At 25.4% G+C, this 14268-nt stretch carries 13 protein-coding genes; 4 read left to right on the forward strand and 9 right to left on the reverse strand.

Going from position 1 to position 14268, the window contains the following annotated elements:
- Together ACERKK_RS05545 and ACERKK_RS05550 are read right to left on the reverse strand one after the other, a co-directional pair.
- On the reverse strand, positions 1–2235 hold a 2235-nt coding region (locus tag ACERKK_RS05545; RefSeq protein WP_373772088.1), incomplete at its 3' end, for an FIST N-terminal domain-containing protein.
- Between the two features lie 86 nt (positions 2236–2321).
- Positions 2322–3602: an SH3 domain-containing protein gene (locus tag ACERKK_RS05550; RefSeq protein ID WP_373772089.1), complete on the reverse strand. Its 1281-nt coding sequence runs from the start codon at positions 3600–3602 to the stop codon at positions 2322–2324.
- A gap of 123 nt (positions 3603–3725) precedes the next feature.
- Between ACERKK_RS05550 and ACERKK_RS05555 the strand changes: the two genes are divergently transcribed.
- Positions 3726–4541: a GGDEF domain-containing protein gene (locus ACERKK_RS05555; protein WP_373772090.1), complete on the forward strand. Its 816-nt coding sequence runs from the start codon at positions 3726–3728 to the stop codon at positions 4539–4541.
- 28 nt (positions 4542–4569) lie between these two features.
- Here the strand turns inward: ACERKK_RS05555 and ACERKK_RS05560 are convergent, their stop codons facing one another.
- From ACERKK_RS05560 to ACERKK_RS05590, 7 genes are all read right to left on the reverse strand, one after another.
- On the reverse strand, positions 4570–4848 hold the full coding sequence (locus ACERKK_RS05560) for a cytochrome c (RefSeq protein ID WP_373772091.1): 279 nt from the start codon (positions 4846–4848) through the stop codon (positions 4570–4572).
- Positions 4849–4957: 109 nt separating this feature from the next.
- Positions 4958–6529 (reverse strand): AMP-binding protein, encoded by a 1572-nt coding sequence (locus ACERKK_RS05565; protein ID WP_373772092.1) that lies wholly within the window; start codon positions 6527–6529, stop codon positions 4958–4960.
- Entirely contained in the window at positions 6530–7720 is a 1191-nt protein-coding gene (locus tag ACERKK_RS05570) for a glutamate mutase L (RefSeq protein WP_373772093.1), read from the reverse strand.
- Positions 7717–9081, reverse strand: coding sequence for a methylaspartate mutase (locus tag ACERKK_RS05575; RefSeq protein WP_373772094.1), 1365 nt, complete (start codon positions 9079–9081; stop codon positions 7717–7719). Before ACERKK_RS05575 ends, ACERKK_RS05570 begins: the two co-directional genes overlap by 4 nt.
- Positions 9078–9488 (reverse strand): methylaspartate mutase subunit S, encoded by a 411-nt coding sequence (gene glmS / locus ACERKK_RS05580; protein WP_373772095.1) that lies wholly within the window; start codon positions 9486–9488, stop codon positions 9078–9080. The genes ACERKK_RS05575 and glmS overlap by 4 nt, the downstream gene beginning before the upstream one ends.
- A 218-nt stretch (positions 9489–9706) precedes the next feature.
- Positions 9707–11830: a methyl-accepting chemotaxis protein gene (locus ACERKK_RS05585; protein ID WP_373772096.1), complete on the reverse strand. Its 2124-nt coding sequence runs from the start codon at positions 11828–11830 to the stop codon at positions 9707–9709.
- Between the two features lie 128 nt (positions 11831–11958).
- Positions 11959–12600, reverse strand: a complete 642-nt coding sequence (locus ACERKK_RS05590; protein WP_373772097.1) for a DsbA family protein — start codon at positions 12598–12600, stop codon at positions 11959–11961.
- Positions 12601–12719: 119 nt separating this feature from the next.
- On the opposite strand from ACERKK_RS05590, the gene rraA reads away from it, so the two are divergent.
- The 3 genes from rraA to ACERKK_RS05605 form a co-directional block, all read left to right on the forward strand.
- Positions 12720–13199: a ribonuclease E activity regulator RraA gene (rraA, locus tag ACERKK_RS05595; RefSeq protein WP_373772098.1), complete on the forward strand. Its 480-nt coding sequence runs from the start codon at positions 12720–12722 to the stop codon at positions 13197–13199.
- On the forward strand, positions 13199–13762 hold the full coding sequence (locus ACERKK_RS05600; protein WP_373772099.1) for a gamma-glutamylcyclotransferase: 564 nt from the start codon (positions 13199–13201) through the stop codon (positions 13760–13762). The genes rraA and ACERKK_RS05600 overlap by 1 nt, the downstream gene beginning before the upstream one ends.
- A 2-nt stretch (positions 13763–13764) precedes the next feature.
- Positions 13765–14268, forward strand: a 504-nt coding sequence (locus ACERKK_RS05605) for a hypothetical protein (protein ID WP_373772100.1), incomplete at its 3' end; no start/stop codon positions are given.

A 14268-nucleotide genomic window follows, 5' to 3' on the forward strand; every position in this document is an offset into this window, starting at 1 on the left:
TTCATCTGCTGTTAATTTACCTGGTTTATTTAAAATATTATCAGGGATTCCAACTTTTCCAATATCGTGCATTGGACTTGCCATTTTTAAAATATCAGCATCTTTTTCGTTCATACCCCATAAAAGAGCTAAAACTTTTGAATACTCAGCAACTCTTTTTACATGATTTCCTGTTTCTTTACTTCTTGTTTCACCAATTTCACCCATTGTAAAAATAATATCTTTTTGAGTATCAATAATCTCTTGTTTTGCTGTGATTACTTCTGTTATTTCATATCCCATAACCATATATTCTAAGATATTATTATTTTTATCCAAAATAGGTGTGATTGTTGAGTCAATTAAAATAGTCTTATCTTTAAAGAAATATTTTATTATTCCTTTGTATTTATTTTTACTTGAAATTGTTTTTTCAATATCTTTAAAATTGTTTTCGTAAAACTCTTTATCTAAAATATTTTTAACATTTGTATTCTTTAAATTACAAAAAGTATCTTTAAAAACTTCATTTTCATACGTGATATTAAATTCTAAATTAAATCTATAAGTAGAACCAAAATTATCAATTGCAGTTGCATATTGAGAGAGTAGGGCTTCTTTATCAAGTGTTAAATCATTTAGCTCTTCAACTTTACCTTCTAATCTTTCTCTTCTTCTTTCAGTATCTGTAATATCATGTCTTATTGAAATATACTCTTTTAAACTTCCATCACTGTTTAATATTGGAAAAACATGAGATAATACATAATAAAACTTACCATTTTTATTAAGATTTTGAACTACACCTTTCCACTCTTCAAATCTTTTTAGTTTAGACCACATATCTTTGAAAAAAGCTTTTTTCATATTTGGACTACGTACAATATTATGAGGTTTTCCTAATAATTCTTCTTTTGTATAGCCTGATATTTTTTCAAAGTTTTTATTTATATGTGTGATATTTCCTTTTTTATCAGCAGAAGAAAAAATCAGTGATGAAAACATTGCATCTTTAAATTGTTTTAAATAATACATAGACTCTTCTAAATCTTTTGTAGTTTTATCAGTTAAATGAGTTAAAGCTTTTAATGTCATACTATGTTTAGATTTTGGATTTGTATTTGAATCTTTTAGCTCAAATTTTTCTTGTTTATTTTCACTTAGAGTTACATACGTCGTTGTAATATTTAAAAGCGAAGATTTTTTTGAACTTTCTAAATCACAATAAAACTCACCATAAGTTATAAATCCAGTTGTTGAACAAATAGTGTTTAGTAATACTAATTCATCATTTAAGAATTCACCTAAGATTTTTTTTCTAACAGAACATGAATAAATGTACATTCCCTCAGAACTCTTATGCTCTTTTTCTTGAATTGATCTTAGATTATTCTCTTCAATATAAGCAATATTAGCAAAACCAAATTTTACTTCTGTACCTTCTTTTATATATCCTGCCATCACTAAAGAACCATCATCTCCTAAAGCAATAGGTGCTCTTGCAATATTTATATCATTTTCTATAAAAATTAGTGGAAATTCTATTCCTGATTCTGGTAAATTATTTGATACATCATTTCCTAGATATTGCTTATATATATTAACTGCACTTTGATTATTTATCTCATAAATTATATTTTCATGACTTTTTGTTATAGTCATATTTTTACCAATTGTTTGCCAATTTAGTAAATAATTAGTAGCAACATTTAAATAATCTGAATTTATTGATGTAATAGAAATAGTTGCATCATCATTTTTATTTGTAAACACTAAACCTGATTTAAAATTAAAATCATCACCTGAATTTCCACCACAAACTACAACATTTGGAAGTTCATTATTTATTAGGTTTATTATTTCGTTTGAATTAATTTTAAAGGTATTTGCAAAAACTACAAGTAGTTTTGTATTATTTTGAAGAATACTTTTTTTGATATCACTTATAATCTCTTTTGCATCAGTAGTATTATAAGATCTTGTTTTTGTAGTTGATTTTTCAAAAATAGAGAATGATATTTGAATACAGTTTTCATTAGTTGTATTATTAATAACACCTGCTGTTGATGTTCCCATAATTGATGAGTTTGGTAATAATTGATTTAAAAAGTTTTTTAAATCAATTATTTTTGATGTATCATCAATTTTTGAATAAAATATTTGGATAAAAGTTTTATCTAAATTTTCAATATTGTTTTCTTCAATAAACTCTTTTAAAGAAGCTTCACTTTTATATTGATAATTTAATATTTTCATTCATTAATCCCTATTTATTATATCTGCGTTATTTTATCAAAATATATGTAAAATATTGACAGTAATCAATGAATTTCTTTACTTTTTTATAAAATTACTATACCTTTTATCTTTTTTAATACATTATTTTCTTCATCGAAGTTATTTAGATTTTTACCAGGCTCAAGAGTAGTAATACTTGCTTTCCCAACTATATGTCTTGATTTTGCACCCCAAATATTTTTTAGTTTTACACTCCACATATTGTGCATTACAAGTGGTTCATTATTTTTATCTCCAATATACAACATAATATGACCTTTTAAATAAACCAATGTAGAAAAAGGTACGGCATTTTTACTAATAAACTCTTTTTTTTCTTTATTTGTTAAATTTGAAATATCAACATACTTGCCATTTGTTGTTTGAGATCTTGAGTTTCTATGTAAAAATTTACCAAAAACAGCAAAATAGTCCTGTGTGAAGCTTGAACAATCTCTATTATTTAGTAATCCACCCCAGCCATAAGGTTCATTTATTAAAGATTTTGCAATAGCTATTCTATTTTCTTCATTAAATTTAAAAGGCATAGATGAGATGTTTTTTTCACTTATATCTGTATAAATTACACTTGCAGTTTTATCATAATTCTTAGAAGCGATTAAATATTTTCCATACTTTTTAGGAAAAATAGTTGCGATTTTTACATACTCTCTAAAAGTAGTATCATAAATAGGAAACTTCTCTTTTATTGATACAAAATAATCTTTTGTTTTAAATTCATTTATAAACTTTTCATCTACAAATACAATGTCATTTATTAAAACCCAACCACCAACTGTACTTGATTGAATATAAGCCCAAGCCTTATCTTTTGAAAAGTGTGATACAAATATTGGTGTGTTTATTTTTAGCAATGAGTTTTGATTATAATCAAATGGGAAACCTTCACCTTGTTTGATTGGATTATAAAACATTACAGAGTTTGTTGGAAATACTCTTACATTTGTATTTTTTAATGTAATTGCTTTTTTTAGTACTGTATTATAATCATCAAAATTTGAATTATCTATTTGTTTATCAAACCATGATTTATCTGCCTTTCGATGATTTTCTAAATAAATCTTTTTATTTTTATAAGAAAAGCCCCACATTGCTTCTTTTTTTGAATAACTAACTTTTTTTTGTTTCCATGGATAAAAATGTTTTTCTAAAAACTTTTTACTCTCTTGGTCTTGTTTTATAAAATCATCATTCGCTAAAACAGAGTTTTTGGCTAAATCATTTATACTTAAATTTGTAGGCTCTTTAACAGAACAAGCTGTAAAAAATAGTGTTGATGAAATTAAAGCAATATTGATAGCTTTTTTTAGACTTAAGAAAAACATTAGTAACCTTAGTATTATAATTTTTTCTGATTGTATCATCTTCTCATTTCTTAGCTAATTAAAAAAGGGTATTTTATTTAAATTTATCATTAGTAGCTAAGTAATATACAGATATAGTTTTGCATGCAAAAAGAAAATATATATAAACTATTGGTTTCAAAAGATATATTTGAAGATATATTATTAATTAAAACACAAACTTTAGAAAAACAAGCAAGCAAGCATTGGAAAAAAGAGTTATATGAGCCAAAAATAGTAGATGATAAAATCATTTATGAAGTTAAACAAATTTCCAAGTTATTTATTTCAAATGGTTTAGGAAATGATAAACCATCTTTAATTATAGAGTGTAATAGGGTTGAGTTTTCAAAAGAAAAAGATTGTTTTGTATTTAACTTAGGAAAAGTAATAGAACAAAAAAACACTACAATGGGTGAAAACTATAAAGATAATCTAATTGAGCAGTTATTAAAAGAAAAAGAGCTTATGCAAAATGATATAAATAAAGATTATTTAACTAATATTTTTAATAGAAGAAAACTAGAGTATGATTTAGATGTATTTACAAATCAAAGTAATAGTTCATTTCTTACAGCTTTATTTATAAATATTAATTCATTTAAAGCAATAAATAGTAATTTTGGGCAAGAAATAGGGGATAAAGTTCTAGGAGTTTTAGGAAAAAAACTTAGAAAACATGCAAAATATTTAAATGGTCATGCTTATAGATATGAAAGTGATAAATTTGTAATTTTATGTTTTGTTGCAAAAGAGCAATTAGATAGTAGTTTTATTGATATAAAAAGAGATATTAGTTCTGAAGTTATTTATCATCCAAAAGAGGATATTACAATTAATGTTGGTATTGGGGTATCTTTTTATAATGAAACAAATTCAAAAAGTAAGATGATTTACGAAGCTTTGAAGAATTTAAAATAGCTAGAAATTAATCTAGCTATTAAAGAAATTATTTTGCGATTTGATCAGCCATAGCTTGAATATCTGCATCACTTAATCCAGTAACTTGACCTTTCATTAGACCTTTCATAGCACCACCGTAAGAACCATCTTGGTAACCTTTTAATGCAGAAACGAATTCAGCTTTAGTCATATCTTTAATGATTTTAGATTTACCTAACGCTGCTTTTTCACCGTTTGCACCATGACAAGATACACATTTTGCATAAGGGTTAGCAAATGCTACACATGCTGTTAATAAAGTTGCTGCTACAATAATTTTTTTCATTTTAATTCCTTAATTTTTTATTACATATATTATAATTAAATTAATATAATAAACCATTGATATTAGTCAATAAAAATATAAAAAATAAGTGAAATTGCTACATTTCCACTTATTTTGTTAATAACTCATTTTTTAGTTCTTCTTTGTTAATCTTATTTTTATCAGAAGGAACTAATGGTAGTGACTTTTTATAGATTATTTTACTTGGAATCATATATGATGCTAAGTGTTTTTTTAGTTCAAAAGTAATCTCTTTTGCACTAAGTTCAGAACTTGCTGAATAAACTAAAACTATCTCTTCTTCAATTTCTTCATTGCTAATTGAAAAAACAGCACATTTATCAATACTTAAAATATTTTTTTCTACAACAGATTCGATTTCAAGTGGACTTACTCTAAATCCTCTTGTTTTAATCATATCATCATGTCTCGAAACAAAATATAAGTAACCTTCTTCATCTTTATAAACATAATCACCTGTAGCAATTACAATTTCATCTATTAATTCACCATCAAGGTTAATAATATTCTTAAGAATCTGTGCAGATTTAAATCTTAAAGCTGTCTCTTCAGGCCCTTTCCAATATCCTTGATAAATATATCCACCTCTATGAATTAACTCACCAACAACTCTTGGAGGACATTCATTTCCATCTTCATCAATTACGTATAATTCTACATCAGGAATTGCTTTTCCAATAGAATCAGGTCTAATTTTTAATTGAGTAGGGTCTAGATATGTTGATCTAAAAGCTTCTGTTAAACCATGCATAGAATAGAACTTTGCATTTGTGAAGTATTTTTCAATATCATTAATCATTTTAGATGTAACATTTCCACCTGATGATGTAATAATTCTAACATTACTTAATAATTCAGCACTTGGAAGTCTATTTTCATCTTCATCAAACATATCAGAAATAGTTACAGGCATAACAGGCATAACTGTAACTTTATCATTAATAATATGATTAAAAAAGTCATTAGGTAAAACAAATCTATGTAATGCTAATGTTGCTCTTTTATATAAAGAACAGAAAAGTTGATTTAAACCATAATCAAGATTAAAAATCAATGTACCTGAAATTACGTCATCTTCTTTTAAATTTAAATATTGAGATACAACACGAGCTGAATCTATAAAGTTTCTATGAGAAATAACAATACCTTTTGGTTTTCCTGTTAATCCAAAAGAATAAGTAATAGCAGCATTTTGATGACCTGAAATATTACATTCGTAAGGTTTATTATAGTATTTGTAAATCTCTTCAAAAGATGGTAAATCTTTATGAGTAGTTTCATAAGAGATTATTTTTCCATCAAATTTGATTGATTCAAATGATTCTAGTTTTACTCTATCTGTAATAATACACTCAATATTACAGTCATTAATTATATACTCAACTTGTTCAGGTTGTAAAAGTTTTGTTAATGGTACTAAAATATAATCTGTTGATAAAACAGCAAGAATTGCTATTACTTGATCAATTCCTTTATTTGAGTAAATACCAATTCTACTTTTTTTAGGTAAATTTAATTCATCTAAATAGTATGCAATTTGATTTACTTTTGTAAACAATTCACTATAAGTAATTTTTTCATGTCCTAATGTTACTGCAACTTTATCAGGATTTGATATATTTGCATCTTCTATTAATGATCTAATACAATTTATTGACATTTAATTTCCTTTGTTTTTTATTCCAAGAGTCCAAATATCATAATTTGAATCCATAACAATACTTGGATGATTTTGGCTATTTAATATTTTTTTATAGAAAAATGCAATAATATCTTCAATTTCCTCAAAACTTAATACTTTTGTAATCCCACCTGTTAAAACAACTGATTTTAATAAGTGTAGTTTTAATTTAATATATAAAGGATGAACCTCTGATACTTTGTATAGTACTAAAAATATTGCAAGTTGCATTAATATTCTAAGACTTTTATCTGTGTTTTCATTAAAAATATTTTCTGTAACTTTTAAATGTGCTAATAATTCATAAACAAACTCATTGTTTTTAGCTGCAAAGATTAATGATTCTTTTGATTTAAAAACACCAAGTTTTTTAAATACTAATCTATCATATTCATTTTCTGTAACCATATTATCATAAGATAAATCTTTTGAATAGTGAATATCAGTTGTAGCTCCACCAATATCAACTAAAATAAATGGATTTACAGCTGCAAATTTTGAATCTATAAAAGGTAATGTTTTATTCACAATATAAGGTGTTGAATAAATTTGGTTAGAAGTTAAATCATATAAATGTTTTATATCTTCTTTTCCTTCGATATCTGCTTGATAAAGATTTGTTAAATAGTTTTTAAGTGGCTCTTCTACAACATGTAATTTATTATTGATAATATTTTCAATTAGTACAAGATCTTTAATATTTTTATTTAAATAATCTGCATCTTTTGTAGAACCCGCAAATACAATATTTGAATACTTTAAGTTTTCTAAGTATTTAAATAGTTTTTCATCAAAAACATTTTCTACACTATCAATACCACCAACAATTATTACAACATCAATTAAATCACTTGGAATTGATGTTGTTTCAATGTTTTGATATAAAACAGTATTAATAATATTAATTCCTGAGTTATAAGCAATATTTGTAGCAAATTTTAAAGAAAAAGAGTTTGTAACACCAATAATTAATGTTGTTAATCCACCATTTGCAGAAGAACAAATATATACTTCTTCTTTTTTAAACGCAGAGATAGTATCAGAACATTTTGATAATAAATCATCATAAATATCTTTATTAAAATCTCTAAAGTGTTGCTCTAATTTATCATTTGCACAAACTTTAAAATATGTACTTCCTACATCTATTAATAATTTATTTTCGCTCATTGCATAATTCCTATATCATGAATAATATCATTTACTATTGATGAAGCATCTTTATTTAAATCACATTGAGATTTTTCATATTCAAAACATCTATCAGAAATAGGTAAATTACCTTTTTTAATAATTCTAATATTTTTATTCTTATCTCTTACTGTTACTACTTCATTATGATTAATAATATGTGGTGAGTATGGAACATCAATAATTCCAGCTTTAATACTATTAAATACTTTTCTCCAAAGTGTGTCAGCTTTATCATTAAATACAGCACTCATAATAGACATAACTTCTTCTGTTAATATCTCTTCTTCTTGCTCATCTGTAATATCTGGAATACCTTGTAGCATTCTTAATGTATATTGAGTATTTGCAACAGTTTTTGCATTTGATTCTCTTGTTGGAATTCCAAATGCTTCATCTCTTGTTTTTGTAATAATTTTATCAGCTCTAACCATTGATGCAATAATAGTTGCTGTATTAATTAATGATTCTGAAAAATCTTTATTTGATGGAAATGCACCCATCCATTGATGATAAACTAAATTAACTTGTGCATCACCACAACCAATCTCTTCTGCATAGTGTTTTGCCATCTTTCTTAAAACTTTAGCAGTTACAATATCTTGAATCATAGAACCTGTTTGTGAAAAAGATACAGAGAATGATTTTACACCTTCTTCAAGTGATAAAAGCATTTCACAAAGCTGAATAACAATAGTTACACAAGGAGGAACTAGTGTTGCTGTTAATGGTCCAAATGATTCTCTATTGATTGGTTCATTTAGTTTTGAGTAATTAGCACATACTCTTTCAACATATTTCCAATACATAAAAGCTTTATCAAGTGGGAAGTTTTTTGAATATGGTAAAAGGTAAGTAATTGGTCCACCTTCAATTTCAAAAATACCAGAAGCAATTGCTGTTTCTACTAAAAGTCTAGCATCAGGTGTTCCATGTCTTAAAGATACTGGCTTATTAAAATGTGTAATCATCTTTCTAGTAGTTCTATAACCATGGTTTACAAGTGGATAACCATTTAGCATATCAACTTCATTTTCTTCACTAAGTTTTAGCATTTTTGCTGAACTTGTATAATCATTTAATCTAGTATTAGAATCAATTGTACAAGGTAATACATCAACATCAGCATCTACAAAAAACTCATAAAGTGAATACATCTTTTTATAAGTAGGAAAACCACCTCGTGGTTGAACTAACATTTTATTTTTGTTTCTAAAATTATATGAAATAAATAGGTCTTTTGAAGCATTTTTTACGAAATCTTCTATTTCTGCAAAATCAAAATTATCTGCATATTTATTTTGAACAATTATGTTTCTTTCTTCTTGAAGTAAACTCAATTTTCTCTCTCCTTCAAGTATTTTTCTAATTCATCAAGTCCTGTATTTAAATCAACTTGATGGAATACTAAATCAAAACCATAGTTTTTAAATCTAGGAACGATTTCTGCTTCATTCCCTTCACCAACACTTAGATTTCCACCAAGCATAAATACAACACCATCTAAATCTTCATATTTAGATTTTAGTATATTCAGTTCTCTACACCAACCCTCAGCTTCACCATTTAGTGAAGAGATAAGTAAAACATCAGCATTAGTTTCAATAACTGCATCTATAAATTCTTCTAAATAAGTATTAACACCTAAGTTAAATACTTCAAATCCTCTTGCTTGTAGTGATATATCAATAAGTCTATTTGCAACTACATGTATATCGTTACCTACAACTCCTGTTACTACTTTCATATATGCTCACCTAAGTATTTTTAGTTTTTTTGTTTCAATAAAGGCGCAAATATTATCTAAAATATTGTTATATTTTGTTTAGAATTTTGTGAAAAGTATTCAATGAAAAAAGTTTATTTAATAGTTACATAATTATTTCATATTAGTTATATAAAAGTAGTAAAAAAGTTTTAGTATTATATTTTGATAGGAAGAATCCTATCAAAATTTGAGTCTATTTATTTACCTCTAAACTCTTTTTCATTTACAGTATCTAATATTTTTCTAGCAATATTAGAAGTATTAATAGCAATTTCATGAGTTTGACTTGCTACTGAAGCATTATTTTGTGTTTGCTGATCTAATCTATTTACAACATCATTAATTTGTTCAATACTGATTTTTTGTTCTCTTGAAGCATCTTCAATATCTTTTATAACTTCTGTTGTTTTATTAAGGTTTTCATTTAATGTAATATAACCTTTAATCATATCATCTGCAATTTTTTTACCAGTGTTTGTTTTATTAGTAGCATTTTCAACTAAGTCTTTAATCTCTTTTGCTGCTTCTGCTGATCTGCTTGCTAAGTTTCTTACTTCTTGAGCAACTACTGCAAAACCTTTTCCAGCTTCACCAGCAGTTGCAGCTTCAACAGCCGCATTTAGTGAAAGAATATTTGTTTGAAATGCAATTTGGTCAATTACAGTAATAGCATCAGCAATTGCTTGAGTTTGTTCATTTATTTCATCCATAGAAACAACAGTTGTAGTTGCTAGTGTTTGACCTTGTTTAATTGATGAAGATAATTCCTCTGAATGTTGAGCCATATTTGCAATTCTATTTGTATTATTTACAATAGTACTTGTGATTTCTTCAACAGCTGCTGCTGTTTCTTCTAGTGAAACTGCTGTATCATTTGATGATTTATTTAAAATATCTACATTGTGTAGTAGTACTTTAGAACTTTCGTCTAATGATAAACCATTTTGTTTATTTTCAAGTAACATATTATTAATAATATCTGATAATTTATTTAATCCATTTGAGATATTTCCTGTAGGATTAGATATATTATTTACAAAATTAAGTTGTGAATATTCATTGATTGAAGTTAAAATAGTATTAATATCTTTATCAACATTTTTACCAATTGTTTCAATCATTTCATTTAAAATATTTTTTAACTCATTTAAAGATTTATTTGTTGTAGTTTTTTGTACATTGTAATCTAGTTTACCTTCTTTGATTCTATTTACAACATTTGTAACATCATCAATTAATAATCTATCTTGCTCAAAACTATGTGCTACTAACTCTATTTGAGTATCAATAACAGCAGCCATTTTACCAAACTCATCATTAGTAGTAATATTTAGTTTTGTAACATTTTTTTCTTCACCTTTTAAGTAAGCGAAAAATGAATATAAACCATTTTCAAGTGTTTTTAAAGGTTTTAAAATTTTAAGTAATGAGATAAATAAAATTAATAAAATAACAATAAGTAATATAACATATAAAACAATCTCTTTTATTACATTGTTATTGATATCTTCAAAAATTGTTTCTTTATCTAATTGAACTACTAGATTCCAATTTGTAACATCAATTTTACTATATGATATAAGTTTTACTACACCATCTAATGAAGCTTCACCAAAAGCACTATCTTCTTCTGTTTTTACTTGAGAGAAATAATCACTTTTTTTATCAATTAATTCTTTATCTTTATGAATAAAAATTGTTCCATCAGAGTTAACTAAATATGCAAACCCATCATTACCAATTTTTACATTTAAAATTGAATCAACAACAGTATCAAGTAAAATATCTGAACCAATTACACCAACTAATTTATTGTTTTGCATAACTGGTGTAAATACAGTAACTACTAGTTTTTTTGTTGTGATATCAACATAGGGTTTTGTAACTCCTGATTTTTGAGTTGTTACCGCTCTTTTATACCAAGGTCTACTTCTTGCATCAAAATTATCTTTTGCAATATTTAAAAAAGATCCATCTGATAATAAAAAATCTCCATTTTCTTCAAAACCTATATATAAATCAACAAAATTACCTGCTTTTTTAGATAATGAAAGTTTTTCTAGAATTCTTTTATTAGAAACATTAAGTTCATTTTGTGGTAATTCATCTGCAACAGCCTCTACAATATCAATTTTTGATTGAAGATAACTATTAATAAATTTTGATGTTTGCTTTGATAAATCTAGTTCTTTTTGTTCTATTAAATTATATTGGGCATTATACGCATTTTTTGTGTTATAAAAACCAAGTATAAAAAAAGAACATGAAATACTAAGAAATAACAGTATTAGAAGTTTTGACTTTATGCTTTTTGTGTCCATTTTAATCTCCTTAAATTAACTATAGCTTAATTATAGGATTGGTAAGTGTATTAAAAGTGTGTTTTTTATACAGATTTTGAGTTTGTAATTAATAATAAAATGAAGGACTTTTCGTCCTTCATTTTTATTTATAGTTCAGATTTGATTAAAGCTTTTAAATGCTCTAAACTAAATACTTCAAGAGGTTTTCCATTCACAAAATATGATGGAGTTTTATTAGCTTCAAGAACTTTTGCATCTGCTAAATCTTGTTTAATAATTTTATCAATTTCAGGATTTTTCATATCATCTACTAATTTATCCATATCTAAATGACCAGATTGTATTAAAACACCCCATAATTTGTTTAAATCAGCAGTATGATTTATAGTCCAAATTCTTTGTGTTAGAAAAACTAAATCTAAAGTTTTCATAAATTGACCTTGTTTTCTTGTTGCTTCTAACATTCTAACAACATCTGCTGAACCTGCGTGAAAAGGTGCATATCTTAAAACAAGTTTGATATTTCCTTCATTTTCTTTCATGATTTCTTTTACTAATGGATGAAACATAGCACAAGTTTCACAAGCTGGGTCAAAAAATTCTACTAATTCAACTTTTGCTTTTTCATTTCCTATAACAATTGAGTGTTCTCTAACTAAAGCAGAATTATTTACTTTAGCATTTAATAAAACAGCTTGAGACTGTTGATTTTTATAAATATATGAAACACCTAAAAATAATACTAACAATATAACTATTGATATTCCTAAAACTTTTTTATTTTGCATTTTAATCCTTATTTTTTTAAAAAATGATTCTATCATATTTGAGATGAAATTAATAAAAATAAGAATAAATTAATAATAAAATGGGATAATATACACATTTTAATAAATAAGGATGTTATATGGGATTTTTTACAGCAGATTTATGTGATCAATATAGTGAAAGAACAGAAGTTTTAGGGCCTAATTTTAAGTCTTATGGAGGAACTAAAAAGTTTCAAGGTGAAATAATTACAGTAAAACTTGATAAAAATAATAAAGATTTAGCATCATTACTAAAAAACAATGATGGTTCTGGAAAAGTTGTAGTTGTAGATGTAGATAGAAAATATTTTGCCGTTGTAGGTGATAACTTAATGAAGTTTGCAAGTGATAATAAATATGAAGGAATTATTGTAAATGGATATGTAAGAGATACAGTTACAACAAAAGATTTTGAACTTGGATTATTAGCTATTGGTACTTGTCCAAAAAAATATATTCCTGAGCAAAAAGGTGAAATAAACGTAAATTTACAAATTGATAATGTTGAAATAAAATCAGGAGATTATGTTTATGTTGATCCTGATGGAATTGTTATTTGTAGTGAGAAAATTGTTTAATGTATTTATTTGGATATGGTTCACTAATAAATTTAGTAAGTGCTCAAAAATCTTTTAAAAGAGAGTTAAAACAAGAAGATTTGATTCCTGTGAATATTAAAGGTTATGATAAAGTTTGGAACTCTATAGAGTTTATTGAGTTTGAAGATAAAAAACAAGTAAATGGGATTTTTCTAAATCTAAGAAAAGATGAAAAAAAATCTACAAATGGTGTAGTTGTTAAAATTACAGATGAAGAGTTAGAGTTATTAAAACTTAGAGAAAAAAATTATTCATGTATTACAATCTCTTCTTCAAATGTTCTAAATAAAAAACTAGATGAAGATATTATTGCTTTTATGACTACAAATGAAAAAAGAGTTGCAAGTAAAAGTACAGAAAACTGTTTTATTCCAGCAAAATATATTGATATCTTAACAAATGCATTTGAGTTTTATGAAGATGATTTTGTAAATGAGTATAAAAAATGCTTAGAAGATTTACCATTTGATTTGAAGCAGGGAGTTTATAAGTTTAGTGACCCTGTACAAAATAAACTTGCAAAGCAAGGTTTTAGTGAATAAGAATGAATGAAAAAAACTGTAGTGTTTATACATCAAAACTTTTTGAATCAAAAAGAAAAAAAATTACTGACAGTATCATTTCAAAGAATGAAAAAGAGAATCAAGTAAATATTACATTTTGTGAAAATGATACTTTAGAACAGTTTGAAATAGACCTTAGTGTTTTAAGAGGAAATTCCTTTATTTACTTTTTTAAAAAAAGATTTTCATCAGCATTATTATCATTAATCTCAGTTATTGTAATAATGCTAGCAATTGGTTCTGTATCAATTTATGAAGATTTATTAAAAAAGCTTTTATTTGAGTTTCCTTTTGAATGGACTTTGCAAGATACCTTATCTTCAATCTTTGGAATAGTGTTTTTTCTTGGAATTCTAATAATGCCTTCCATATTAGATGGAGAGGGTAGTGAATTTAAAAATATTCTTTCTGCTTGGTTTAATAAAGATATTAGAAAATTAAAAAGATTAAAACTTGCATTTTCAATGTTTGAAAAAAAATCAGTA

The organism is Poseidonibacter sp., assembly GCF_041821165.1.
Classification (GTDB): domain Bacteria; phylum Campylobacterota; class Campylobacteria; order Campylobacterales; family Arcobacteraceae; genus Poseidonibacter.